Below are 25,292 nucleotides of genomic sequence, written 5' to 3'. Positions count from 1 at the left end.
GCCACCCTCCCTCGACACGAAGCAGGAGCCTTCCCATGACCGACACCCCCGAGCAGGAGTACGACCCGGGCGACGTCGCCGTCATCGGCATGTCGCTGCGGGCGCCCGGCGCCCGCACCAAGGAGCAGTTCTGGGACAACCTGGTCCACGGCCGGGAGTCCATCAGCTTCCTGGCCAAGGACGACATCCACGTCGACGAGACCCTGATCCACAGCCCGTTCTACGTCCGGGCCTGCGGCGTGCTCGACACCTACGACCAGTTCGACCCGTCGGTGTTCGGCATCAGCGACCGGATGGCGGCCGCGATGACGCCGGAGAACCGGCTCTACCTGGAGAGCGCCTGGGAGGCGCTGGAGGACGGCGGCTACGACCCGGAGCGGCTCAAGGCCGAGGTCGGCATGTACGGCGCCAACAACCCGCAGACCGCCGCGCTCTACAGCTCCCCGCCGGACCGGGTGTCGGTCGGCCCGGAGGCGATCGAGGCCAGCCTGGCCTGGTCGCCGGACACCATGACCTCCAACGCGCTGTACTACATGGGGCTCACCGGCGAGGCCGTCACGGTCGCCGCCGTCTGCGCGGGCTTCCACTACGCGGTGCACCTGGCCTGCCAGTCGCTGCTGCTCGGCCAGACCGACCTGGCCGTCGCCGGCGGCGCGATGGTCCGCCTGCCGCACCCGCGCGGCCACCTGTGGGAGGAGAACCGCATCCTGTCCAGGGACGGCCACTGCCGCCCGTTCGACGCCCGCGGCACCGGCACCGCGCTGTCCAGCGGCGTGGTGACCGTGCTGCTGAAGCCGCTCGGCCGGGCGGTCGCCGACCGCGACCACCTCTACGCCGTGGTCAAGGGCTCGGCCGTCAACAACAACGGTGTCAGCGCGATGGCCTACGGCCTGGCCCAGCCCGAGCGGCTGAGCGCCTGCATCGCGAGCGCCATGGAGGTCGGCGGCGTCACCCCGGACACCGTGTCGATGTACGAGGCGAACGGCCTCGGCATGCCGATGACCGACGAGCTGGAGGTGCACGCGGCGAGCATGGCCTTCGGGAAGCAGACCGCGACCACCTCGATCGGCGGGGTCAAGGGCAACGTGGGCCACGGCGGCGTGGTGTCGGGCGGCTTCGGCGCGATCAAGGCCGCGCTGTCGCTGTACCACCGGACGCTCCCGGCGACGATCAACCTGACCGAGGTCAACCCGGACCTCGACTTCCCGGCCACCCCCTTCGTGCCGCAGCTCGAAGGGGCGGACTGGGATCCGGAGTCCGGCATCCGCCGCGCGGGCATCACCTCGATCGGCGGCGGCGGCTACAACGCGCACCTGCTGCTGGAGGAGGCGCCGGCCGCGGCCGAGCGCGCCCCCGAGGAGACCGGCCGGCCCCGGCTGGCCACCCTGTCCGCGCTGGACGACGAGGCGCTGGCGCAGCAGCGCGCCCGGCTGCGGGCGTGGCTGGAGGCCGACCCCGGACTCCGGCTGGACGACGTCTGCTTCAGCCTCAACCTCGGCCGCAAGGTGATGGCCCGCCGCTGGGCCGCCGTGGTCCGCAGCCGCGCGGAGCTGATCGCGGCGCTGGCCGACGACGCCGCCGGCGCGGCCGCCTCGACCGCCGCCGCCCCGCGCACCGACCCGGACGCCTTCGGGCGCGGCGAGCACGGCATCGTGCCGTCGGGCACCGACGCGGCGGCGCTTGCCGAGCTGGCCGCCGCCTGGGTGACCGGCCGTCAGGTGGACTTCGAGGCCCTGCACGCGGGCGGCACCAGCCACCGGGTGCCGCTGCCCACCTACCCGTTCCGGCCGCGCCGCTTCTGGCGCACGGACTGGTGAGCGTGCGTACCCCGGCACCGGACACCGTGGTGGACCTGGGCGACCCGGCCACCTTCGCGGACCACGACCTCACCGGGTTCTGGCGCACCCTGCGGGACACCGCCCCGCTGCACTGGAACCCGCCGGCCGAGGGCCGCCGGGGCTTCTGGGTGCTCTCCCGCCACGAGGACATCCTGACCACCTACCGGGACAACGTGAACTTCACCTCCCAGCGCGGCAATGTGCTGGTCACCCTGCTGGAGGGCGGTGACGCCGGCGCCGGCCGGATGCTGGCCGTCACCGACGGGCCCCGGCACCTGGAGCTGCGCAAGATCCTCCAGCGGGTGCTCTCGCCGCGGGTGCTCGACCAGGTCGCGCGGACCGTCCGGGTCAACACCCGGCGCTGGATCCGCGCGGCCGTCGAGTCCGGCGGCTGCGAGTTCGCGGAGCAGATCGCCGGCCGGATCCCGATGACCACCATCTCCAATCTGCTCGGCGTGCCCGAGCAGGACCGCGACTACCTGCTCAGCCTGACCAAGACCGCGCTGTCGGCCGACGACGACTCCGTGGACGAGGTCGACTCCGAGATGGCCCGCAACGAGATCCTGATGTACTTCATGGACGTGGTCGAGGAGCGGCGCGAATCGCCCGGCGACGATGTGATCAGCATGCTGATCGCCAGCTCCATCGACGGTGTGCCGCTCTCCGACGAGGACGTGGTGCTCAACTGCTACAGCCTGATCATCGGCGGGGACGAGACCAGCCGGCTGACGATGATCGACTGCGTCCGCACCCTGGCGGCCCGGCCCGAGGAGTGGCGCCGGCTCAAGCGGGGCGAGGTCGCCGTCGAGACGGCCGTGGACGAGGTGCTGCGCTGGGCGTCGCCCACCATGCACTTCGGGCGCAGCGTCGAACGGGAGACCGAGCTGCACGGCGTGCGGCTGCGGCCGGGCGAGGTCGTCACGCTCTGGCACGCCTCCGGCAACCGTGACGAGCGGGTCTTCGAGCGGCCCGAGGTGTTCGACCTCGGCCGCACCCCCAACAAGCACCTGGCCTTCGGCTACGGGCCGCACTTCTGCGTCGGCTCGTACCTGGCCAAGGTGGAGATCGCCGAACTGCTCACGGCCCTGCGGGACTTCACCACCGGCTTCGAGCAGACCGGCGAGGCGACGGCGATCCGGTCCAACTTCCTGACCGGGTTCTCCACGATGCCGGTGCGGTTCGACCCCGACCACTCCGGGCTGGCAGCGCCGGACCGGCGAGCGCAGGAGGACAGGTGAACATCTACATCTCGGGACAAGGGGCGTTCGCGGTACAGGTCGCGGAAGCCCTGCTGGACCAGGGGCACAAGATCGTCGGCGCGGCGGCCCCCCGGCTGCGCAAGGGCAGGTCCGACGAGGGCGACGCGATGTGCTGGGACCGCCTGCGCTCCTGGGCGTTCCACCGGGACCTGCCGTGGACGGACTCCGCCGAACTGCGCGCCCAGCACATCCCGGACGGCGTGGACCTCATCATCGCCGCGCACTCGCACGCGTTCCTCGGCCGCCGCACCCGCGCCCGGGCCGGCATCGCGACCATCGGCTACCACCCCAGCCTGCTGCCGCTGCACCGCGGCCGGGACGCGATCCGGTGGACGATCCGGGACGGCGACAAGGTGACCGGCGGGAGCGTCTACCACCTCACCGAGCGCACCGACGCCGGACCGCTCGCCGCCCAGGAGCACCTGTTCGTGCCCCCCGGCTCGACCGCGCAGAGCCTGTGGCGCGACCACCTGGCCCCGCTCGGGGTACGCCTGCTGCTGAGGGTGGTGGCCGACCTCGCGGCCGGCCGGCACATCGAGGTCCCCCAGGACGAGAAGCTGGCGACCTGGGAGCCCGCGATGGGCGCGGCGCCGCTGTTCAAGCCCGAACTCATCGCGCTGCCCGGCTCGGTGAAGGTCGAGAGCAGCAGCTGGGCGCTCCACGAACGGTGACCCCGCCCGTACCGCGGCCCCGCGCACCGGACGCGCGGGGCCGCGGCGCGCCGCACCGGATCCCGCCCATCTTCGCTGATGACAAACGGGGTTCCGGCATGGAAGGCTGACGATCATGCCGAGCCTCCCGTCCTACGACGACTGCCCGATCTGGTACCAAGTCACCGGGGACGGTGAGCCGTTGGTGGTGCTGCCGGGCGGCCCCGGGATGGACCTGCGCTACCTGGGGAACCTCGGTGGTCTGGACCGGTGGCGGCGACTGGTGCTGGCGGACGCCAGGGCGGCCGGGCGCTCCGGGGTGCCGGCCGACCGGCGGACCGTCTCCTTCGTCGAACAGGCCCGTGACCTGGAGGCCCTGCGGGTCCACCTGGGCCTGGAGCACTTCGACCTGCTGGCCCACTCGGCCGGCTGCCTGACCGCCCAGGAGTACCTGGCGGCCTTCCCCGGACGGGCGCGGCGCGCCGTGCTGGTCGCGCCGGTCGGGCGGGCCGGGCGCGAGGTCGACGAGAAGGAGCTGACGGAGCTGCGGGCCTCGCGGTCCGCCGAGCCGTGGTACGCCGACGCGGCGGCGGCGGACCTGCTGCTGGCGGGCGGCGGCCACTCCGGCGAGGAGCTCGCGGCCCTGCAGCGCCGGATCCTGCCGTTCTTCTGGCACCGCTGGACCGAGGAGCGGACGGCCGAGTACCCGCCGGAGTGGGCCTGCGCCCACCCGTGGCTGCGGGAGGCCTTCTACGCGGGTTCGGCCGGTCCGCGCGATCTCGCCGAGCGGGTCGCGCGGCTGGGTGCCGCGCGGACCCCCGTCCTGGTGGTGGCCGGCGCCTCGGACGGCATGGTCGGAACGGCGCCGGCCCGCGCGGCGGCGGCCGCCCACCCGGGCAGCCGGCTGGAGGTCCTCACGGAGTCCGGCCACCGCCCGTGGGTGGAGGAGCCCGGGCGCTTCACCGCGCTGGTCGGCGCGTTCCTGGACGCCGGGTAGCGCCCGAGGCGGCGTCCGACGCGGCGCCCGGCCGCTCAGCCCCCGGCGTACTCCAGCGCGATCATCGACCAGGAGCGCGGGCTGGTGGCGAGGACCAGGACCCGCTCCCCCTCCTCGACCAGGCCCCGCTCGCGCAGCGACTCCAGCCCGTGCAGCAGGTCCGCCGAGTAGCTGTGGCCGAGCTCGGCGACCGCCGGGGTGTGCACGGCCGCCGGGTCGGTTCCGCAGAGCCGGGCGAGGAAGGTGCGGGTCGCCAGGCTGTAGTTCCCGGTGATCAGGTGCCGGAAGCCGCGGTCGGGTTCGGGCAGCGTCCGGAGCAGCCGCTCGCGCGCCTCGGTGACCCCGAGCTTCACCAGCTGGGCGGCCTTGAGCGAGTTGCTCACCTCGACCGCGTCGGCCTTGATCGCCGTCGAGACGCCGAGCACCCGGTAGGCCGGCCCGTACGGGCGGGCGCCGACCACGCAGGCGGCCGCGCCGTCGCTGAGCACGGTGACGCCGACCGGCTGGTAGCGCCCTGCCCCGGTGACCCGGTCGGCGCTGACCAGCAGCACCGTGTCGAGCCGCTCGGCGGTCAGCAGCCCGGTGGCCACCCGCAGGGCGGCGGCGAGGTTGGCCGAGGCGCTGCCGCCGACCACCACGGTCGGCGCGGTCGGCACCCCGGCGCCCGCGAGCACCGCCCAGCCGTCCTTGGTCGCGGTCTCCCGGTACGGGGAGTCGGTGGCGTGCACCACGGCGTCCACGGCGGTCAGTCCGGCGGCGGCCAGGGTCCGGCGGGCACCGGCGGCGGCGAGCTCGACGACGTCCTGCCCGGCGACCCGGCAGTGCCGCAGGCCGCCCGCGTGCAGGTTCTCCAGCTCGGCGGCGACCGAGGGGTCGTCGAGCTCGGCGATCGGGACCCGGCGGCCCAGTTCGACCGCGATGCCCGAGAGGTAGACGGCCGGTTCGCGGTCGGTGTTCACACGTGCTCCTGGGATCGGCCCGGACGGGACTGGGGGGCGGCGGCGGACGCCTGGGCGGCGGCCCGGGTCGCCGCGATGTCGCACTTGCCGTTGACGTTGAGCACGAGTTCGGGGACGGCCCGGATCCGGCGCGGCACCAGAGTGGGCGGCAGCGCCGCCGCGAGGGCCCGGCGCACCGCCCGCACGGCGGCCTCCCCGGCCTCCGGGGACGCCGGTGCGGCGCCGGCCAGGACCAGGTAGGCCTCCAGGCTCTCGACCGCGCCCGCGACGATGTCGAAGGCGATGTCGCCGACCCCGGGGACGGCGAGCGCGTGCCGGCGCAGTTCGCCGAGTTCCACCCGGTAGCCGCTGACCTTGAGCTGGTCGTCGGCCCGGCCCAGGTAGAGCAGGGTGCCGTCGGGCAGCAGCTCCACCCGGTCGCCGGTCCGGTAGGCCCGGCCGGCCGGTCCGCCGAGGTCGGCCTCGTCGATGAACGGGTCCCCGGGCGGGCGGCCGAGGTAGCCGGCGGCCACCCCGGCGCCCGCGACGACCAGTTCGGCCGGCTCTCCGGGGCGCGCCGGGCGCAGCCGGTCGTCCACCAGATAGGCCCGGGTGTTCCAGATCGGCCGGCCGATCGGCACGCTCGGCAGGCCGCGCACCGCCGCCGGGTCGAACTCGTTGAAGCAGCAGCCGACGGTGGCCTCGGTGGGCCCGTAGTGGTTCATCAGCCGCACCCCGGCGAGGCGTTCGCCCGCCGAGGCGATCAGCGCGGGGTCCAGGGCCTCGCCGCCGAACATCAGCAGCCGGGTGGCGTCGCGGTAGGCGGGCCGGGCGGTGCGCTCGAAGAACCGCAGGTGCGAGGGGGTGACCTTGAGCAGGGTGTAGGGGTGGCGGCGCGGGGCGAACAGGGTCTGCTGGTCCCACACCCCGGCCAGCAGGGTGACCGGCCGCCCGGCGGTCAGCGCGGGCCAGAGCGAGGTGAGGGCGTGGTCGAAGCCGAGGCTGCCGAACAGCGGGCTGCCGCCGTCCCCGAGGCCGTCGGCGCCGTCCGCGAGGCCGACCGTGTGCGCGCACCAGAGCGCGTAGTTGGCCAGCGAGCGGTGCTCGACCAGGACGCCCTTGGGGGTGCCGGTGGAGCCGGAGGTGAAGATGACGTAGGCGGTGTCCGCGGGCCCGGGCAGCTCCGGGAGCGGCGCCTCGCGGAGCGCCGGGAGGTCCGCCAGGTCGATCCGGGGCACCGGCAGCGGCGGCGGCTGGATCGTGTCGGCCCCGCCGTCGTGCAGCAGCAGCACCGGCTCCGAGCCGGCCGCGATGGCCTCCACCCGCTGGGCGGGGAAGGTCGGGTCGAGCGGTACGTAGGCGGCGCGGCGCGCCATAACGGCGAGTGCGGCGGCGACCACCTCGGGGGTGCGGTCCGCCCAGAGCAGCACCCGGTCGCCCTCGGTGACGCCGGCCTCGGCGAGGCCGGCCGCGAGCTCCAGGACGCGCTGCCGGAGCCGGCCGAAGCTCCAGGTCCGCTCGCCGTGGACGAGCGCGGGGGCGTCCGGGCGGGCGGTGGCCCGGCGGTGGATCAGTTCGACGACGCTGGCGACGGTGATCGGCCGCACCGCCCCGGCGAGGGTGCTCGGCCCGTGGGGGCCGGCGCTGCGGCTACCGGTCATCGGGGTGTCCTTCCGGTCATGGGTCGTTCTCCTGTGCTGCCGGGGGCCGGTCAGGCCGCGTCCATCAACGGGCGGTAGAGCCGGCGGAACCAGGCCGCCGAGCCGGTCGGCGTGCCGTCGCCGGGCGTGCGTCCCGGGGCGAGGCGGGCCTGGACGGCGGAGGACAGCGTTCCGTGCAGCCGGGCCATCCGGGCGAAGTCCCGCACCCGGGGCAGCCGCCGGGCCTGGTAGGCGGCCAGGGCCGCCGGGCCGACGCCGTGGCGGGCCAGTTCGTCGGCCAGCACCGAGGTGTCCTCGATCGCCATCGCCCCGCCCTGGGTGGTGGCGGGCGAGAAGGAGTGCGCGGCGTCGCCGACCAGCGCCACCCGGCCGTCGGCCCAGCGCTCGACGGACAGGCCCTGCGCCGGGCGGACGTTGTAGCGGTCCTCCGGGTCCAGGGAGCGGACCAGGGCGTCGACGGCCGGGCCCATGGTGGCGGCGATCGCGGCCATCTCGGCGTAGGCGCGGTCCGGGGCGACCCGCGGCGGGTCCGCCAGCCCGGCCTGGAGGAAGACGTGGTGGCGCCCGCCCCCGATCGGCATGCCGCCGAAGAAGTGGCCGCCGGAGCGCCAGATCCGCCAGTCGTCGAAGTCGAACGGCGGCACGCTCTCGACGGTGGTGCGCCAGTAGAGGTGGCCGAGGTACCGCGGCCGCGCCGCCGGATCGACGTGGCGCCTGGTCCAGGAGTTGATCCCGTCCGCGCCGAGCACCACGCCGTAGCGGCGGGTGTCGCCGTCGGCGAAGGCCACCTCGACGTGGTCGTCGGCCCGGGTCAGCCCGGTCGGCTCGGCGGACCAGCGGACGGTGTCCGGCGGCAGGTGGCGCAGCATCAGGTCGGACAGCGTCCGGCGCTGGATCGCCAGCGGCAGCCGGTCGCCGCCCCAGACGGCGGCCCAGTCGAGCGCGGCCGCCGTGCCGTCCGGGTCGGTGGTGATCTGGCGGGCGATCGGGCGGCCGGCCGCGGCCAGGGCGGGCCCGAGGTGGTCGAGGTGGGCGAGGGCGTTGGGGTGCAGCATGATCCCGGCCCCGGCCGCCTGGATCCCGTCGGCCCGGTCCACCACGTCGACCCGCAGCCCGAGTTGGAGGAGCCGGGCGGCGGTGGTCAGTCCCGCGATGCCGGCACCGACCACGAGGGCGTCGGCGTGCATGGGTCTCTCCTTCCGAAGCTTCCGAAACATCCGAAACGTCCGATACATCCGAGACGTCCGGACGAACGTCCGGTGCGGCTACGCGTCGTCCCGGTCCTGGAGGTGGGCGTCGTACATGGCCTTCATGGTGTAGAAGGCGGTGATGGCGTCGCCGGTCAGGTCGATCTCGTGGCCGACCAGGTCCTCCAGGAAGGCGACGATGTCGAGCAGGGCGAGCGAGTCGACGTACCCCTCCTCCCAGAGCCGGCTGGTGGGCTGCGGGGCCTCGCCCGGGAAGGGCTTGACCTCCTGCAGCAGGGCGATGAACTTCTCGTAGAACTGTTCGCGGGTCATCCGGGTGCTCCTTCGGGCCAGGGGTTCGGGTCCCGGCGGGGTTCTGGTCCCGGCGGGGTTCGGTCTCAGCGGGGTTCGGTCTCAGCGGTACGCGCGGGCCTGCAGGTCGTAGAGCTCGCGGTAGGTCAGGTCGTTGGCCATCAGCTCGGCGTGGCTGCCGCTCTCCAGCACCCGGCCGTTCTCCAGCACGACGATCAGGTCGGCCATCCGGACGGTGGAGAAGCGGTGCGAGACGAAGAGGGTGACCGCCCCGCGGGCCCGGGCGGCCAGCGCGGCCTCGTCGCCGAAGCGCTCGAACAGGCTGTTCTCGGCCGCCGCGTCGAGGGCGGAGGCGGGCTCGTCGAGCAGCATCAGCAGCGGATCGCGGCGGACCAGGCAGCGGGCCAGGCCGAGGGTCTGCCACTGGCCGCCGGACAGCTCCGCGCCGTCCCCGTAGCCGCGGCCGAGCAGGCCGTCCAGGCCGCCGGGGACCCGCTCGACGATCCGCTCCGCCCGGGCCCGGGCCAGCGCGGCGGTCAGCACCGCGTCGTCCCCGATGGACTCCCGCGCGCCGACGCCGACGTTCTCGCGCAGCAGCAGTTCGAGCCGGGCGAAGTCCTGGAAGAGCGGGGCGATCCGCCGCGACCACTGCTCCGCGGAGAGCTCCCGCAGGTCGACGCCGTCGACCAGGATCCGGCCCTCGGTGGGCTGGTAGAGCCCGCAGAGCAGCTTGACCACGGTGCTCTTGCCCGCGCCGTTCTCGCCGACCAGCGCGGCCGTGCGGCCGGCCGGGATGAACAGGTCCACGCCGTCCAGCACCTTGTGGTCGCTGCCGGGGTAGCCGAAGCCGACGTTCTCGAACCGGATGCCCTCGCGCAGGGACTCCGGGGCCGCCCGCTCCCCGCCGGGCCGCACCGTGCCGGCCGACCAGCGGCGCAGGTCCGCCATCCGCTCGGCGATCCGGCCGGCGCCCTGGAGCACCGTCAGCAGGCCGAGGGCGCCGGCCACCTGGACGCTCACCTGGGCGGCGAGGGTGATCACCAGCACGACGTCGCCGAGGCCGGCCCGGCCGTGGCCGGCCTGCCAGAGGATCAGCAGGACGACGCCGCCGTAGGCGGCCGCGAAGACCGTCTGGCCCGCCGCGCGCAGGGCGGCGGCGCGGACGTGGGCCCGGCGCAGGGTGGCCGTGGTGGTGTCCCACGCGGCGCGGTGGCGGGCGAGCAGCTCGGTCTCGGTGCCGCACAGGCGCAGTTCCTTCACCGAGGCCGCGGTGGTCGCCAGCGCCAGCAGGTGGCGGCCGAGCCGGATCTGCGGGGCGGCCTGCTCCTTGGCGCGTTCGACCAGGGCCTGGGCGCGCCGGCCGAGGACCACGGGGGGCACGGCGGCCAGCGGCAGCAGCACCATCCAGGGGCTCAGGGTGGCGAGGATCGCCGTGCTGATCAGGATCTGCAGGGTCAGTCCGCCGAGTTGGAGCAGCGCCTCCAGGGCCGCCCGGGTCTTCGGCAGGTCCTCGCGGATCAGCACCAGGGTGTCGGCGAACTCCGGGCTGTCGTGGTTCTCCAGGCCGTGGGTGCCGTTGGAGAGGGTCAGCAGCTCCTCCTGGAGCGCGGACTCCTCCAGTTCGCCGAGCTCGAAGTAGAGCAGGTGGGCGAAGTGGCCGAACATCAGCTCCGCGAGCAGCAGCGCGACGGCGCCGAACGCCAGGGTGCCGGCCGTGCCGGCGTGGCCGGCCAGCGCGGCGTCGGTGAACCGGCGCAGCAGCAGGGCGATGCCCGGGGTGGCCAGGTAGCCGAGCAGCAGCAGGGCCACCGAGCCGTAGAGCCGGCCCCGGCTGCCGCGCAGGGCCATCGAGATCAGCAGGACCGCGATGCGGGCCAGGGCTTTCACGGCGTCACCTCCAGCAGGGGGTCGGGGTCGGTCGGCGCGTCCTCGAAGCGCCGGGCCTGGAGGTGGAACAGCTCGGCGTACCGGCCGTCGGCGGCCATCAGCTCGTCGTGGCTGCCCTGTTCGGCGACCCGGCCGCCCTCCAGCACCACGATCCGGTCGGCCCGCCGGACGGTGGAGAACCGGTGCGAGATGATCACGCTGGTCAGCCCGGCGGTGGTGGTCAGGAAGCGGTCGAAGAAGTCCACCTCGGCGCGGACGTCCAACTGGGCGGTGGGCTCGTCCAGGATCAGCAGCCGGGCGCCGGCCTCCACCGCGTAGAGCGCCCGGGCGAGCGCCAGGCGCTGCCACTGCCCGCCGGACAGGTCCTGGCCGTTCTCGTACTGCTGGGAGAGCACGGTGTCCAGGCCGTACGGCAGCGCGTCGACGAGCTCGCGGGCACCGGCCCGGTCGACCGCCCGCTCGACGGCGGCCCGGGAGGCCGCCGGGTCCAGCACGCCGGGCGCGCCCAGCACGATGTTCTCCCGGGCGGTCAGCTCGTAGCGGACGTAGTCCTGGAAGATCGCGCCGATCCGGCGCTGCCACTCCCGGGGCTCGACCGTCGCGAGGTCGGTGCCGTCGACGGTGAGCCGGCCGGACACCGGCGCGTACAGGCCGGTGAGCACCTTGACCAGGGTGGTCTTGCCGGCGCCGTTGAAGCCGACGATCGCGGTGGAGCGCCCGGCCTCCAGCTCCAGGTCCAGCCCGTCCAGCACCGCGGGGCCGGACGCCCCGTAGTGGAAGCCGACCCGCTCGAAGCGGACCGACCGCTCGGGGCGGCCGTCCGGCAGCGCCGTGCGGGCCGCGCCGTCGGCGGTGGCCGGCGCGGCCGTCAGCTGCTCGAACTCCAGCAGCGCGTGGTAGGCCTGCACGCCGAACTGGGTCTTGGTGTCGCTCTCCGGGAAGTACACGCCGAACCGCATCGGGATCAGCACCGCCTGGAGGGCGACGGCCAGGGCGAGCAGGTCGAGCCGTCCGTGCGCGGCCGCGTCGGCCAGCTCGCGGAGCACCAGGGCGCCGCCGAGCAGGCCGGCCAGGGTGAAGCCGACGAACGGCCAGAACAGGATCCGCCGGCGGCCCTCCCAGAGCCGGGCGAGGTAGCGTCCGCTCTCGGCGGCGTGCCGGGCGGTGAACCAGTCGGCCAGGCCGAGGATCCGGATCTCCTTGGCCGCCGCGGAGCCCGCGCCGGTGCCGCGCAGGTAGTCGATCTCCCGGCGGGCGCCCGCCAGACCCTTCCAGAGCGCGGCGAACCGGCCGAGCGAACCGCGCTGCCCGAACCGGATGACCAGTGCGGTGAGCAGCGCCAGCGCGCCCGCCCAGGGCGACAGCACCACGGCCACCAGGACGGCGGCGCCGAGCAGTTGGGTGTACCGCGCGATCAGCGACAGGGTGCCGGCGACCGCGTCGCCGGGCGTCGAGGTGATCCGGTCGAAGGCCGTCCGGGTGTCGCTGAGCAGGTTCAGGCAGGCCTGCTCCTCCAGCGCGGCCAGCGGGGCGCCGGTGAGCGAGCGGGCCATCAGCCGGCGCACGCAGTAGCCGTCCACCCGGCGGGCGACCGACTCGCTGAGCGCCGGCTGGAACGGGGCGAGCACCTGCTGGACCACGAACGCGCCGATCGCCAGCGCGAAGGCCGCCGTCACCCGGCCCCAGCCCCCGGCGCCGTCGGCCACCGCCGGCAGCCGGTCGAGGGCGAGGCTCATGCCGTAGACGAAGCCGAGCGGGAGCAGCCCGAGCGCGGCGTTGAACGCCACCGCGAGCAGCACGGTGGCGCGCCCGGCCCGGGGCAGCAGCCGCAGCACCGGCAGCCAGCGGTGGGCCCGCCGGGCGAGGTAGCCGCCCAGAGGGGAAGTCGTCTGCACGGGAGCCTCGTCTCAGCCTGCGGCGGTCGGAGCGGGACCGGTGAGGAAGACCTCGCGGATCCGGTTGAGCGAGCGGAAGTCGTCCACGGTGACCTGGTCGAGGTCGACGGTGCGGCCGGAGACCTGCTCCAGCAGGTAGATGAACTCCAGGAAGTCGAGCGAGTTGATCAGCCGGGCCTCGATGAGGTCGGTGTCCGGCAGGATCTCCTCCCGCAGGTCCGGGTTCTTCTGCTCGATCCACTCGATGATGCTCTGCACGGTGCGGTCCTCACTGGGAGTGTCACTGGGGGTGGGAAGGGGGGAATCCTGGTGCGCCCGCGGCGCTCTCGGCCCGCAGGCGCTCGATCAGCCGGGCGGCGGGCAGGACCGCGCGGATCGCGGCGCTGCCCGTCCCGGCGTAGCGGGCCATCTGGTCGACGGCGCCCTCGACCCGGACGGTGGGCACGGTCGCGGCCCCGCGCGGCACGGGGTGGCGGACGCCGTCCTGGGTGAGCCAGCCGACGATCGCCGCGGGCGGCGGTCGTTCGGCGTCGGTGACCGGCCCGGCCAGCACCCGGTGCCGGCGTCCGGGCCAGCCGAGCGCGAACCGGTCGGTGACCACCGTCGCGCCCGGTCCGGCGGCCACCAGGGCGCGGCGGTACTCGGGGTGGGCGTCCGACTCGGCGGCGGCGGCGAACAGCGTGCCGGCCAGCGCGCCGTGGGCGCCCGCGGCGGCGGCCGCCCGCAGCTGGCGGCCGCTGTGCAGTCCGCCCGCGACCAGCAGCGGGACCCGCAGCCGTCCGGCGACCGCCTCGGCCAGCAGCCGCCGGACGGCCGTGCCGCCCAGGTGCCGCCCGCCGGCCTCCTCGCCCTGCAGCGCCAGCACGTCGGCGCCGTGCCGCAGCGCCGCCCGGGCCTCCTCCAGCGAGCCGACCTGGACCAGCAGCCGGTGCCCGGCCGCCTTCGCGGTGGCCGAGAACCCGGCCGGCGGCGGGCCGAAGCTGGTCAGCACCAGCGGCCGGTCGGCGGCGGCCAGCACGGCGGCCAGCTGCTCCGCCAGCAGGAGCGGCCCGGCGACCTCGGGCACCACCCCGACCGCGAACGGCCGGTCCGTCAGCTCCGCCGTCCGGGCGACCAGCCGGGCGCAGCCGGCCGGGGTGCTCCGGTAGAGCGCGACGGTGCCGAGGGCGCCGGCCCCGCTGACCGCGGCGGCCAGCCGGGGGCCGGCCACGCCGCCCATGCCCGCCTGCACCAGCGGGAAGCGCACGCCGAGCGCCCGCGCCCCGATGGCCAGCCGGGCGTCGGCCACCGCCGGGTCCCGCATCAGGCGGGGTGGTCGGCGCGGGCGGCGCGCACGGCCGCCACCCGCTCCAGGGCCCGGCCGGCGTCGCCGTGCGCCAGCAGCATCGCGTGCACCCACCGCTCGACGCCGAACGCCGTGCAGGAGCTGTGCGCGGTGGCGCCGTCCGAGGTGAGCGAGAGCCGCTCGCCGAAGAAGTTGCGGTGCCGGTTGACGGAGGCGATCGCCGTGCCGTCGGGCGCGGTGAACTCGTACTTCACCGGGTCGAGCCGGGTCAGCCGGGCCCGCGAGCCGTCCTTGTCGTAGAACGGGTCGTTGGCGGGCTCGTAGCCGAGCTCCAGCCCGAGCTCCCCGGCCAGGGCCAGGATCAGCTCCCTGGAGCGGGCCAGGTGGGCGGCGGCGCCGTCCTGGGTGCCGACGTACAGCACCTCGCGCATGTGGAAGCCCCAGAGCCGGCGCAGGCCCTCGTAGTGGGTCTCGTTGCGGAAGCAGCGGCCCACCGCGGTCAGCCGCAGGCCCGGCCCGACCTCGGCGCCCTCCAGCGAGAGCAGCAGGCCGTAGCAGGTCGCCGACGGCAGCAGGTAGCCGGTGGGCGCCACGCCGCCGGCGAGCTCCTGCGGGGCCGTGCCGGCGGACAGCCGCTCGACGGCCTGCTCGTCGAACCGGGCCGCCGCGATCCCGAGGTGCGGGAAGTTGCGGAAGTAGTCGAGGCGGGCGAGCCCGGCGGCGGGCAGCAGCGCCGGGCCGAGCACGGGGCGGCCCGCGAGCCGGTCGGCGATGCCGGCGAAGAGGGCGTCGAGCTCCTGGAACAGCCGGGCGCGGTCGGGCTCCAGCACGACCAGCCCCGGGCCGGGGTCCCGCAGGGCGGGGGCGAGTGCGGTGTCGGACATGGCGGTGGGGACTCCTCTGAGGGCGGCGGGTACGGGGTGGCGCTGTGGCGGCGGCCGGGTCAGCCGAGCATGCCGATGCGGCGGTAGAAGGCGTACGTCCGGGCGGCGATCTGCTCGTGCGCGGCGGCCCGCGCCGGGGCCGCCAGCACCCGGGCGCGGAACGCCAGCGGGTCGGCGATCCCGGCCGACCGGTACGCCTCGACGCTGTACAGCTGCTGCAGGGTCAGGGTGATGTAGCGCTCGACGTACTCGGCCGCGGCCGCCAGCTCGCGCTCGTCACCGGCGGCGACCAGCCGCTCGTGGACGGCGCGCACCAGCTGGCAGCCGAACGCGATGTGCCGGGACTCGTCCTGGTGGTGGATCCGGTTGATCGCCCGGATGGTCTCCGGCAGCGTCGGGTCGGCCGCCATCCGGCTGTTGAAGTGGTCGACGATCTGCTCGAAGACCAGGATCCGGCTGAACACGATGAAGTTCTCGAACTCCGCCGAGAACTCCTGGCGCGGGAACGCCATGGTGAGGTCGGGGAAGATCCGGCCGCCGTAGCGCAGGCAGAACTCGGCGAAGAACCACATGTGCTCGTTCTCCTCGCCCACGAAGTGGTGGAAGAACCGGGTGGGGATCTCGTAGCCGGGCATGTGGATGCGGTTGACCACCTCCAGGATCAGCTCCCGGATGCCGTGCACGTTGAGGCTGTAGAAGTTGATGCTCTCCCACTTGCCCAGCAGCCGGAGCTGCTCCGGCGTCAGTTCGCCCTCCAGGCCGGTGCCGTGGACGCTCAGCAGGTCGTCGCTGAGCCACTTGGCGCCGGGCTCGATGGCCTCGGGCCAGTCGAAGGTCTTGTAGGGGTTGTAGTACTCGTTCTCGGCCGCCCGGGTGAGCCGGTCGACGGCCGCCTGGACCTCGCGGTCCCAGATCGTGGCAGTGGTCATGGGTGGTGGCCTCTCTCCGCTGGTCGGTCATGGGGCGCCGGTGCCCCGGCGGTGCGGGGCACGGCTACGAGGGGCCCGGCTACGGACGGCCCGAGCCCTCGGCGAGCAGCTCGCCGGAGGGGGTGAACACGCGGTAGTGGTGGGGGGCGACGACATCGGTGCGGCCGTCGACGAGCGCGACCACCGCCCGGTGCAGGGCTGCCAGGTCGACCGCCGGCCCGGTGGCGGTCAGGTCCGCCACCAGCCGGGCCGGGCCGTCCTGCGTCACGGCGACCCGCACCGGCGCGCCGTCGGCGGCCGCCGAGACCAGCCGGCCGGTCTCGGCCGGGTCGAACCAGCAGGCGTCGGCGAAGGCCCAGCCCTCCGGCCGGTGGGCGCGCTCCGGTCCGGCCGCCTCGCGGACCGCGACCTCGCCGTGCACGCTGCGGACCAGCAGGTCCTCCATCGCCCGCAGCAGCCGTTCGACGACCGGCCGGGGCAGGTAGGCGGTGTCCGCCATCAGGAACAGGTGCAGGGTGTCGGGCATGTACTGGACGTGGACGAAGTACTTGGCGTCCTGCCGCGGCCAGGCCCCGATGAAGGAGACGGTGCTGCGCCGCGCCAGCTCGGCGAGCTGCTCGGCCGACCCGTCGGTCGGCGGCAGCGACTCCCAGCGGTCGTTCATCCGCACGTCGTTGAAGAAGGACGACAGGTCGAGTCCGACGCCCCGGTGCAGCCGGACCTCGTCGTGCACGGCGTCCATGGACGGCGGGTGGTACTCGCCGAACCGGTAGGCCGACATGCCGGGCAGGAAGCAGCGGCGCACCGCGTCCTCGAAGGTGCCGTCCGCCAGCTTGAGCACGAACAGCGCGTTCTCGGTCTGGGCGCCCACCATGGCGCGCAGCCGGGGCTCGTTCCGGTTGCCGGCGATCAGCTGCAGCACGGCCGTGTCGTGCCCCGAGTAGGCCGCGATCACGGCCGCCGCGGCGGTCAGCAGCACGGTGCTGGTGCTGACCTGGCACCGGGTGGCGAGCAGGTCGGCGGCCACCGCGCCGGCCGGTGAGTCCAGCCGGAGCCGGACGAACCGCTCGGGGTCCTCCGGGTCGGTCCCGGCCGGCGCGAAGTCGAAGTGCGAGCGCGGCACCCGGGTCAGCGTCCGGCGCCAGAAGTCCAGCGAGGCCCGGCCGCGCGCCGCGCCCTCGCCCTCCTGCTGGAAGCGGGCCTGGTCCAGCGGGTACCAGTCGACCGGGTCGGGCTCCCCGCCGGCCAGCAGGGTCCGCAACTCGGCCTCCAGGAGCCGGATGCCGTAGAAGTCGGTGCACTGGTGGGAGACCACCAGGAGCAGCCAGCTCGGCGCCCCGTCGACCGTCACCACCGCGTAGCGCATGCCGAACCCGGTGGCGTGGTCGAAGGGCCGGTCGGCGAGCCGCTGGGCCAGCGCGGCCGCCTCCTCGGGCGGGACCGGCCGCTCGGCGGTGAACACGGCCACCTCGGCCGCGCCGTCGCCGGCCACGGTCTGCACCGGCCCGTCCGGCGTCTCGGAGAAGGTGGTGCGCAGCGCCTCGTGACGGTCGATCAACCGCCAGACGGCGTCGACGACCTGGTCCGTCGAGCACCCCGCGGGGACCGCCAGGGTGCGCGGGATGTTGAAGTAATGGGCCTGTGCGCCAAGCCATTTGATGGACTTCCAGATCGCATGCTGCCCCCAGCTCAGCGGCGCCGAACCGGCCCGGAGGCCGGCGAAGCGCACGGATACGGCGCGAGATTCGCGAACAGACATCTGAACACCCCGAATTCAGGCCCCATCCCGCGTGGAGACGTACGGCGAAATCGACGGAAGAAGCGGCCGGCCCCGATGTTCCGAGGAGCGGATGTGAAAGTCCGAAGTCCACGCATCGGCGGGCTCGTTCCGGTGATCAACAAATGCGAAGCTAGCAAGCCCTGCGATCGGTTGTCTAGACCAAATAGGCCGCCGGGCGGCGTCACCCGCCCGCCCGGCGGTCCGATCCCCCGGCTTCGCCCGCCCTTGCGCTGATCAGGCGTGACTGCACCAAATCTGGCACGACTTGCCCGACTTGACCACACCTCAGGGTCTCAGGATTCGAGATCCCGCACCGATCGGGGTTGCCCGCCCCACGGTCGGCTGGCATGCTGACCGGGGCTCGGGACGGGAATGGCGGCATGCCGTTCCCGCAGCATTCCCAGGGGCCACTGGAAATCGGGGGATTTCACTGCGCGGATTTCACGCGCCTTCTCGGCAATGACGCCTGGACGGACACCCCGGAGCGACGGCTCCGGCGACCGCGGACTCCCCCGGCACCATCCTGCCGGAATATCGACGATGGGTTCGTGGCATGGGGAATGTCTACCAGCGACTGGACGCCCAGACCCGGGCGTTCATCGAGCAGCAGCCGATGTTCTTCGTGGCGACCGCGCCCTCCGAGGGCGGCCGCGTCAACGTCTCGCCCAAGGGGTACGCCGACACCTTCACGGTGCTCGACGACACCACGGTGGCCTATCTCGACCTGGACGGAAGCGGCATCGAGACCGTCGCCCACGTCCGCGACAACGGCCGGATCACCGTGATGTTCTGCGGCTTCGACCGCCGGGCGATCATCGTCCGGCTCTACGGGACCGGGCGCGTCGTCACCCTGCACGAACCCGAATTCCCGGAACTGCTGGCCAAGTTCGGACCGCACCCGGGCGTGCGGTCGATCATCGTGGTGCACTGCGACCGGATCTCGGACTCCTGCGGCTGGGGCGTCCCCCGGATGTCGCTCATCGAGGAGCGCAGCACGCTCGACCGCTGGGCGGCCCGCCACGACGTCCAGGAGACCCGCGCCTACCGGGCCGCCCACAACCGCGCCAGCATCGACGGACTCCCCGGCCTCTCGGCCGGCGAGTCCGACCCGGTCGGCCGCAGCTCCTGAGACCCGGGGCCGCCGGGTCGTCCCGGCGCGGTCAGCCGAGGGCCTTCTCCAGGGCGGCGAGGTAGTTGCGCATCAGATGGTCGCGGATGCCCTCGCCGTCCGGGGAGAACGCGGCCGCGCCCAGGCCCTTGGCGTGGTCGGCCAGCCCGGCGACCAGCCCGGCCCGCTCCCGGACCCGGCCCGCGGAGTCGATCCGGTGCAGCGTCTCCACATGGGTGAAGGCCGGCTCCGGGGGCAGCTGCGGCACGATGTCGTTGTCGTGGACGAAGCGGTGGGTGCGCCCCTGCAGGCCCTTGTCGTAGGCGGCGGCGAGCAGCCGGTCGCAGGTCCGGGGCTGGCCGAAGGTGTAGACGCCGTCGGCCCGCAGCCGGGGGTCCTCCAGGCTCAGCCGGGCGGCGGTCAGCATGGCGAGGGCCCCGCCGAGGCTGTGGCCGGTGAACCAGACGCTCTGCCCGCCGGTCCGCAGGTCCGCGAGGGTCTTGGCGACGTCGGGGAAGACGGATTCCAGGGCCTCGGCGAAGCCGTGGTGGACGTAGCCGGTGCGGGCGGGGCCGGGCCACGGCGGGGTGGTGCTGTCGGTCAGCCAGTCGCGGATCTGCTGGGCCTCGGTGCCGCGGAAGGCGGTGACGATCATGTGCTCGCCGGCCATGGTGTAGGCCTGGGTGTCCTGCAGCGGGAACGGCGGGGTGAAGCGGGTGTGGTGGTGGCGCACGGTGTCGAAGCCCCAGTCGCGGGCCTGCGCCTCGATCGTGGCCTCGTCCTTGTAGGCGAGGTCGGCGGCCTTGGCCAGGTTGTAGGCGAGCGGGAGGCTGAACTCGGTGGCGCGCTGGTCGAAGGTGGTGGGTAGGGCCACGGTGGATCGCTCCTGTCGGGTCGGCGCGTGGAACGGCGGGGCCACCGCGGGGCCTCGCCCGCGCCCGTCCCGGGCATGCGGTCCGCGACGGCCCGGTGACCACCGGTGACGCTACCCCGACCGGAGTTCGTGGGCGACCGGACGCGGCCGGGCCCCGGCGGACGACCCTCCCGTCCGCCGGGGCCCAGTGCGCGCCAAGGGCTAACAGATCCTCGGCAGCTGCTCCCCCATCGGCAGGTCGACCACCCGGGTGCCGCCGAACGCCGTCCGGGCGACGACCATGCCGGGGTGCCCGGCCACGCACTCGCCGATCACCGCCGCGCCCGCACCCAGCGGGTGTGCCCGCATCGCGGCGAGCACCGCCTCCGCCTCCCCGCGCGGCACGAAGGCGACCAGCTTGCCCTCGTTGGCGACGTACATCGGGTCGAGGCCCAGCACGGCACAGGCATTGGCCACCTCGGGCGGCACCGGGACGGAGCGCTCGCTCACCACCACGCCGACGCCGGCCGCCGCCGCGATCTCGTTGAGCGCCGCGCCCAGCCCGCCCCGGGTGGGGTCGCGCAGCACATGCAGGTCGGGGGTGACGGCGAGCATCGCCTCGACCAGCCCGCCGAGCGCCGCGCAGTCGCTCTCGATCGCGACCCCGAACTCCAGGCCCTCCCGGACGCTCATGATCGCGACACCGTGCAGCCCGATGTCCCCGCTGACGATCACCACATCGCCCGGCACCGCCCGCCCGGGCGCGATGTCCACACCCGCCGGGACCAGCCCGATGCCCGCGGTGTTCAGGTAGACGCCGTCGCCGCGCCCCGCCTCGACCACCTTGGTGTCCCCGGTGACCACCTCCACCCCGGCCGCCCTGGCGGCGGCGCCCAGGGCCTTCGCCACCCGGTCCACCACCGCCATCTCCACCCCCTCCTCCAGGATGAAGCCGCAGGAGAGGTAGGCGGGCCGCGCCCCGCTCATGGCGAGGTCGTTGACCGTCCCGTTGACGGCGAGGTCGCCGATGCTGCCGCCGGGGAAGAACAGCGGCCGCACCACGTAGGAGTCGGTGGAGAACGCCAGCCGGGCGCCGCCGAGTTCCAGCACCGCGGAGTCCGCCAGGCCGGCCAGGGTCCGGCCGCCGTAGGCCGGGGCGAACAGGCCCGCCACCAGCTCGGCGGACATCGCCCCGCCGCCGCCGTGCCCCATCACCACCCGGGGGTGGTCGCGCAGCGGCAGCGGACAGCTCCAGCCGGAGAAGTCCGGCGCGGCCGGGGCCCGTTCGGCCGGGGCCTGTTCGGTCAGGGCCTGTTCGGTCAGGGTCTCGGTGTCAGCCAACGGGGCTCGCCTCCCGCGAAGCGTCCGGTGTGCCCGGCGCGCCCAGCCGCCGGTAGAGGTAGTACGCGGCGCAGGCCCCCTCGCTGGACACCATGGTGGCGCCGAGCGGGGTGCGCGGGGTGCAGACGGTGCCGAAGGCCTCGCACTGGTTCGGCTTGAGCAGCCCCTGCAGCACCTCGCCGCTGCGGCACGCCGCCGGCTCGCGGGTGGTGATCCCGGAGACGTCGAAGCGGTACTCGGCGTCGTGGTCGCGGTAGCGCGGCGAGAGCCGCCAGCCGCTCCTCGGGATGACGCCGATCCCCCGCCAGGCCCGGTCGGTCACCTCGAAGACGTCCGCCAGCATGGCCCGGGCCGCCGGGTTGCCCTCCGGCCGCACGGCCCGCGGGTACGCGTTGTCGACGGTGTGCTCGCCGCGCTCCAACTGCCGTACGGTGCGCCGGATCCCCTCCAGGATGTCCAGCGGCTCGAAGCCGGTGACCACGATCGGCACCCGGTGGCGCTCGGCCAGCGCGGGGTACTCCTCGACACCCATCACACTGCACACGTGTCCGGCCGCGAGGAAGGCCTGCACCCGGCAGTCCGGCGCGTTCATGATGGCCTCGACGGCCGGGGGCACCCGGACGTGCGAGACCAGCATGCTGAAGTTGCGCACGCCCTGCTTCCTGGCCTGGTGGACGGCCATCGCGTTCGGCGGCGCGGTGGTCTCGAAGCCGATGCCGAAGAACACCACCTCGCGGTCCGGGTTCTCCCTGGCGATCCGCAGCGCGTCCAGCGGCGAGTAGACCACCCGCACGTCCCCGCCCTCCCCCCGCACCCGGAACAGGTCGCGGTCGGTGCCCGGCACCCGCAGCATGTCGCCGAAGGAGCAGAAGATCACCCCGGGCCGGGCGGCGATCGCCAGCGCCCGGTCGATCACCTCCAGCGGCGTCACGCACACCGGGCAGCCCGGCCCGTGGATCAACTCCACCCCTTCGGGCAGCAGTTGGTCGATGCCGTGCCGGATGATGCTGTGCGTCTGCCCGCCGCACACCTCCATCAGCGCCCACGGCCTGGTCACCGCGGCCCGGATGTCGGCGAGCAGCCCGCCCGCCAACTCCGGGTTCTGGAACTCCTCCAGGTACCTCAATTCCACTCCTCCGTTCCGGCCGGCCCGGCCGCCGCCTCCCACGGGTCACCGAACTCCTCCTGCAACAGGCCGAGTTCGGCGAAGAGGTCGAGGGTCCGCCGGGCCGACTCCTCGTCCAGCCGCTGCAGGGCGAACCCCACGTGCACGATGGCGTACTCACCCACCGCCAGATCGGGCAGGTACTCCAGACAGACGTCCTTGACGACGCCGCCGAAGTCGACCACCGCCATCCGCGTCCCGTCCCGATCCTCGATCTCCATCACCCTGCCGGGCACCGCCAGGCACATCCGCCCTCTCCTCTCAACCGGCGCCCGGGCCGCCGGCCCGGGCGGCCACCATCAGCTGGCCGAGCGCCAGCCCGCCGTCATTGGGGGGCACCCGGCGGTGCCGCAGCACCGTGAAGCCGTCGGCCCGCAGGCCCTGCCCGCAGTCGGCGGAGAGCAGCGCGTTGGCGAAGACCCCGCCGGTCAGCGCGACCGTCTCCAGACCGCTGTCCGCGCGGGCGGCCCGGCACAGCGCGCGGACCAGGCCGGCCACCGCGGCGTGGAAGCGGGCGGCGACCAGGCCGGCCGGCGCCCCGGCGGCGAGGTCCGCGACCACCGCCGCCAGCACCGGCCCGGGGTCGCCGACCAGCACGCCGTCCTCGCGGCGGAGCGCGAAGGCGTACCCGTCGGCCGGGCCGTGCTCCACGGCGGCCGCCTCCAGCTCGACCGCCGCCTGCGCCTCGTAACCGGCCAGCGGGCAGACCCCCGCCAGCGCGGACACCGCGTCGAACAGCCGGCCCATGCTGGAGGTCGGCACGCAGTTCAGCGAGCGCTCCAACTGCCTTCTCAGAACCCTGCGTTCGTCTCCCGGACAGGCCCGGACGGCGGGCAGGTCGGCGGTCCACGGCAGGCCCGCCGCCCACAGGTGGGCGAGCGCCGTCCGGTACGGGCGCCGCACCGCCGCGTCGCCGCCCGGCAGCGGCACGTACGCCAGGCGCCCGAAGCGGCGGAAGCCGTCGTAGTCGGCGAGCAGCACCTCGCCGCCCCACACCGCGCCGTCGTCGCCGTAGCCGGTGCCGTCGAAGGCGACGCCGATGACGGGGCGCCGTCCGTCGAGGCCGTGCTCCGCCATGGCCGAGGCGATGTGCGCGTGATGGTGCTGCACGGTGCGCACCTCCGCCGCCGGGACGGTGCGCCGGGCGTGCCGGGCGGACCGGTAGCCGGGGTGGCGGTCCACCACCACTACCTCCGGCCGGACCTCGGTGACCGCCCCCAGCTGGGCCACCGCGCGGTCGAAGGCGCCCAGGGTGGCGAGGTCGTCCATGTCCCCGATGTGGCCGGACAGCCAGGCGTAGCCGCCCTCCGCCAGCGCGAAGGCGTTCTTGAGGTCCCCGCCGGCGGCCAGCGCGGGCCGCACCGGCACGGGGAGCGGCACCGGCAGCGGCGCGTGGCCGCGCGAGCGGCGCAGCGGAAGCTGCTCCCCGTCGACCACCCGCACCACCGAGTCCTCGCAGGGGACGTGGATCGCCCGGTCGTGGGTCAGCCAGCCGTCGACCAGCGGGGCGAGCCGGTCGAGGGCCTCCCGGTCGTCCGTCACGATGGGCTCGCCGGACAGGTTGGCGCTGGTCATCACCAGCAGCCCGGGCCCGGGCGGGGCGAGCAGCAGGTGGTGCAGCGGGGTGTACGGCAGCATCACCCCGAGGTCGGGGCTGCCGGGCGCCACCGCGTCGAGGCCCGGGCCGGAGCGGCGCAGCAGCACGATCGGCCGGGCGGGGCCGGTGAGCAGCTCCTCCTCGACCGGGCCGACCCGCACCAGCGCGGCGAGCTCCGCGAGGTCCCGGGCCATCAGGGCGAAGGGCTTGGCGCCGCGGCGCTTCCGCCGGCGCAGCCGGTCGACGCTCCCGGCGTTGCGCGCGTCGCAGGCCAGGTGGTACCCGCCGATGCCCTTGACGGCGAGGACCGCCCCTTCGCGCAGCAGCCGGCGGGCCCCGTCGAGGGCCGCCTCGCGCTCGACGGCCGGTCGGCCCGGGACGGCGAGGGCGAGCCGGGGCCCGCAGGCGTGGCAGCTGACCGGCTGGGCGTGGAAGCGCCGGTCGGCCGGGTCCGTGTACTCCCGGGCGCAGTCCGGGCAGAGCGGGAAGCCGGCCATGGTGGTGTTGGCGCGGTCGTAGGGCAGCCCGGTGACGATGGTGTGGCGCGGTCCGCAGTTGGTGCAGCTGATGAACGGATGCCGGTGGCGGCGGTCGGCCGGGTCGGCGAGTTCGGCGAGGCAGTCGGCGCAGGTGGCGGTGTCCGGCGGCACCAGGGTCCGGCGCGGGCCGCCGTGCCGGGACGGTGCGATGGCGAAGCCGCGGGCGCCGGTGGGCGGCAGCGGCGCGTGCTCCACGGCGGCGACCAGGGCGAGCGGCGGCGCGTCGCCGGCGATCCGGCGGCAGAACGCCTCGACCTCCTCCGGCCCGCCCTCGACCTCGGCCAGCACGCCCTCGCCGGTGTTGGTGACGCTGCCGGCGAGGCCCAGCTCGGTGGCGAGCGCGTAGACGAAGGGCCGGAAGCCGACGCCCTGGACGACCCCGCTGACGGCCACCCTGCGGCGAACCGGGCCGGCCGCCGCCGGACCTGCCGTCACGACCGCTCCGCGGCCGCGTGCCCGTGCGAGTGCCCGTGGGAGTGCCCGTGCCCGTGCTGCGGCGCGCCCGCCATCACCGGCCGGTGGACCTCGGCGCCCTCCAGCACCGCGAGGGCCCGCTCCAGCAGCTCCCCCGCCCCCTGCCCGGTCCGCGCCGAGGTGAACACCACCTCCACCCCCGGGTTGACCCGGGCGACGCTCGCCAGGAACGCGGCCTCGTCGAACTCCACCGCCGCCGCCAGGTCGGCCTTGGTCACCAGCACCAGGTTGGCGAGCCCGAACGCCGTCGGGTACTTCAGCGGCTTGTCCTCCCCCTCGGTGACCGAGGCGAGCACCACCCGCAGCGACTCCCCGAGGTCGTAGGAGGCCGGGCAGACCAGGTTGCCGACGTTCTCCACGAACAGCAGTCCGGTCCCGTCCGGGAGCCAGCCGTCCAGCTGCCCGCTGAGCATCTCCGTCTCCAGGTGGCACAGTCCGTCGGTGAGCACCTGCTTCACCGGCACGCCCGAACGGGCCAGCCGCACCGCGTCGTTCTCGGTCGCGAGGTCGGCGGTGAGCGCCGCGACGGCGATCCCGCGCTCCCGGGCCAGCCCGAGTTCGGCCTCCAGCAGCGCCGTCTTCCCGCTGCCCGGGCTGGACAGCAGGTTGACCGCGACGGTGCCGCGGGCGAGCAGCCGGGCGCGCAGTGCGCGGGCCCCGTCGTCGTTCCGGGCGAGGACCGCCTGCCGGAGTTCCACCGTGCGACACATGGG

At 74.8% G+C, this 25,292-nt stretch carries 22 protein-coding genes; 5 read left to right on the top strand and 17 right to left on the bottom strand.

Going from position 1 to position 25,292, the window contains the following annotated elements; translation table 11 throughout:
- Window positions 1–35 precede the first annotated feature (35 nt).
- From ABTX81_RS20120 to ABTX81_RS20105, 4 genes are all read left to right on the top strand, one after another.
- Entirely contained in the window at window positions 36–1,817 is a 1,782-nt protein-coding gene (locus ABTX81_RS20120; protein WP_350547525.1) for a beta-ketoacyl synthase N-terminal-like domain-containing protein, read from the top strand.
- Window positions 1,814–3,076, top strand: a complete 1,263-nt coding sequence (locus tag ABTX81_RS20115) for a cytochrome P450 (RefSeq protein ID WP_350547522.1) — start codon at window positions 1,814–1,816, stop codon at window positions 3,074–3,076. The genes ABTX81_RS20120 and ABTX81_RS20115 overlap by 4 nt, the downstream gene beginning before the upstream one ends.
- Window positions 3,073–3,768 carry a formyltransferase family protein gene (locus ABTX81_RS20110; protein WP_350547519.1) on the top strand — a complete coding sequence of 232 codons (696 nt, stop codon included), beginning with the start codon at window positions 3,073–3,075 and terminating at the stop codon, window positions 3,766–3,768. Before ABTX81_RS20115 ends, ABTX81_RS20110 begins: the two co-directional genes overlap by 4 nt.
- Before the next feature lie 115 nt (window positions 3,769–3,883).
- Window positions 3,884–4,744, top strand: a complete 861-nt coding sequence (locus ABTX81_RS20105; protein ID WP_350547516.1) for an alpha/beta fold hydrolase — start codon at window positions 3,884–3,886, stop codon at window positions 4,742–4,744.
- 35 nt (window positions 4,745–4,779) lie between these two features.
- On the opposite strand, the gene ABTX81_RS20100 is transcribed toward ABTX81_RS20105, so the two are convergent.
- The 11 genes from ABTX81_RS20100 to ABTX81_RS20050 form a co-directional block, all read right to left on the bottom strand.
- A complete protein-coding gene (locus tag ABTX81_RS20100) occupies window positions 4,780–5,703 on the bottom strand; it encodes a beta-ketoacyl-[acyl-carrier-protein] synthase family protein (protein WP_350547514.1) in 924 nt (307 codons plus the stop codon).
- Window positions 5,700–7,343, bottom strand: coding sequence for an amino acid adenylation domain-containing protein (locus ABTX81_RS20095; RefSeq protein WP_350547512.1), 1,644 nt, complete (start codon window positions 7,341–7,343; stop codon window positions 5,700–5,702). Before ABTX81_RS20095 ends, ABTX81_RS20100 begins: the two co-directional genes overlap by 4 nt.
- Before the next feature lie 50 nt (window positions 7,344–7,393).
- Entirely contained in the window at window positions 7,394–8,530 is a 1,137-nt protein-coding gene (locus ABTX81_RS20090; protein WP_350547509.1) for an FAD-dependent monooxygenase, read from the bottom strand.
- A 78-nt stretch (window positions 8,531–8,608) separates the two neighbouring features.
- Entirely contained in the window at window positions 8,609–8,863 is a 255-nt protein-coding gene (locus tag ABTX81_RS20085) for an acyl carrier protein (RefSeq protein WP_350547506.1), read from the bottom strand.
- Between the two features lie 81 nt (window positions 8,864–8,944).
- Complete coding sequence (locus tag ABTX81_RS20080) at window positions 8,945–10,729, bottom strand: ABC transporter ATP-binding protein (RefSeq protein WP_350547503.1); 1,785 nt, start codon at window positions 10,727–10,729, stop codon at window positions 8,945–8,947.
- A complete protein-coding gene (locus ABTX81_RS20075; RefSeq protein WP_350547500.1) occupies window positions 10,726–12,624 on the bottom strand; it encodes an ABC transporter ATP-binding protein in 1,899 nt (632 codons plus the stop codon). The genes ABTX81_RS20080 and ABTX81_RS20075 overlap by 4 nt, the downstream gene beginning before the upstream one ends.
- A gap of 12 nt (window positions 12,625–12,636) precedes the next feature.
- A complete protein-coding gene (locus ABTX81_RS20070; RefSeq protein ID WP_350547497.1) occupies window positions 12,637–12,882 on the bottom strand; it encodes an acyl carrier protein in 246 nt (81 codons plus the stop codon).
- A gap of 22 nt (window positions 12,883–12,904) precedes the next feature.
- Window positions 12,905–13,927 (bottom strand): NAD(P)H-dependent flavin oxidoreductase, encoded by a 1,023-nt coding sequence (locus ABTX81_RS20065; RefSeq protein ID WP_350547494.1) that lies wholly within the window; start codon window positions 13,925–13,927, stop codon window positions 12,905–12,907.
- Window positions 13,927–14,793, bottom strand: a complete 867-nt coding sequence (locus ABTX81_RS20060) for a class-II aminoacyl-tRNA synthetase family protein (protein WP_350547491.1) — start codon at window positions 14,791–14,793, stop codon at window positions 13,927–13,929. The genes ABTX81_RS20065 and ABTX81_RS20060 overlap by 1 nt, the downstream gene beginning before the upstream one ends.
- 59 nt (window positions 14,794–14,852) lie before the next feature.
- The gene (locus ABTX81_RS20055; RefSeq protein ID WP_350547488.1) at window positions 14,853–15,722 is read right to left on the bottom strand and encodes a diiron oxygenase; all 870 of its coding nucleotides are present in this window, start codon (window positions 15,720–15,722) and stop codon (window positions 14,853–14,855) included.
- A 79-nt stretch (window positions 15,723–15,801) separates the two neighbouring features.
- Entirely contained in the window at window positions 15,802–17,481 is a 1,680-nt protein-coding gene (locus ABTX81_RS20050; RefSeq protein WP_350547485.1) for a condensation domain-containing protein, read from the bottom strand.
- Window positions 17,482–18,055: 574 nt separating this feature from the next.
- On the opposite strand from ABTX81_RS20050, the gene ABTX81_RS20045 reads away from it, so the two are divergent.
- Window positions 18,056–18,631, top strand: coding sequence for a pyridoxamine 5'-phosphate oxidase family protein (locus ABTX81_RS20045; protein WP_350547482.1), 576 nt, complete (start codon window positions 18,056–18,058; stop codon window positions 18,629–18,631).
- Between the two features lie 31 nt (window positions 18,632–18,662).
- Here the strand turns inward: ABTX81_RS20045 and ABTX81_RS20040 are convergent, their stop codons facing one another.
- The 6 genes from ABTX81_RS20040 to hypB form a co-directional block, all read right to left on the bottom strand.
- Entirely contained in the window at window positions 18,663–19,484 is an 822-nt protein-coding gene (locus ABTX81_RS20040; protein ID WP_350547479.1) for a lipase family protein, read from the bottom strand.
- A gap of 201 nt (window positions 19,485–19,685) precedes the next feature.
- Window positions 19,686–20,804, bottom strand: a complete 1,119-nt coding sequence (gene hypE, locus ABTX81_RS20035; protein WP_502892814.1) for a hydrogenase expression/formation protein HypE — start codon at window positions 20,802–20,804, stop codon at window positions 19,686–19,688.
- Window positions 20,797–21,930: a hydrogenase formation protein HypD gene (gene hypD / locus ABTX81_RS20030; protein WP_350547476.1), complete on the bottom strand. Its 1,134-nt coding sequence runs from the start codon at window positions 21,928–21,930 to the stop codon at window positions 20,797–20,799. Before hypD ends, hypE begins: the two co-directional genes overlap by 8 nt.
- Window positions 21,927–22,217 carry a HypC/HybG/HupF family hydrogenase formation chaperone gene (locus tag ABTX81_RS20025; protein ID WP_350547473.1) on the bottom strand — a complete coding sequence of 97 codons (291 nt, stop codon included), beginning with the start codon at window positions 22,215–22,217 and terminating at the stop codon, window positions 21,927–21,929. Before ABTX81_RS20025 ends, hypD begins: the two co-directional genes overlap by 4 nt.
- A 13-nt stretch (window positions 22,218–22,230) precedes the next feature.
- Complete coding sequence (hypF, locus tag ABTX81_RS20020) at window positions 22,231–24,540, bottom strand: carbamoyltransferase HypF (RefSeq protein WP_350547470.1); 2,310 nt, start codon at window positions 24,538–24,540, stop codon at window positions 22,231–22,233.
- Window positions 24,537–25,289: a hydrogenase nickel incorporation protein HypB gene (hypB, locus tag ABTX81_RS20015; RefSeq protein ID WP_350547467.1), complete on the bottom strand. Its 753-nt coding sequence runs from the start codon at window positions 25,287–25,289 to the stop codon at window positions 24,537–24,539. Before hypB ends, hypF begins: the two co-directional genes overlap by 4 nt.
- Between the last annotated feature and the right edge of the window lie 3 nt (window positions 25,290–25,292).

This window comes from Kitasatospora sp. NPDC097605 (genome assembly GCF_040302725.1).
Classification (GTDB): domain Bacteria; phylum Actinomycetota; class Actinomycetes; order Streptomycetales; family Streptomycetaceae; genus Kitasatospora.
This window is presented reverse-complemented; position numbering and strand designations above follow the sequence as displayed.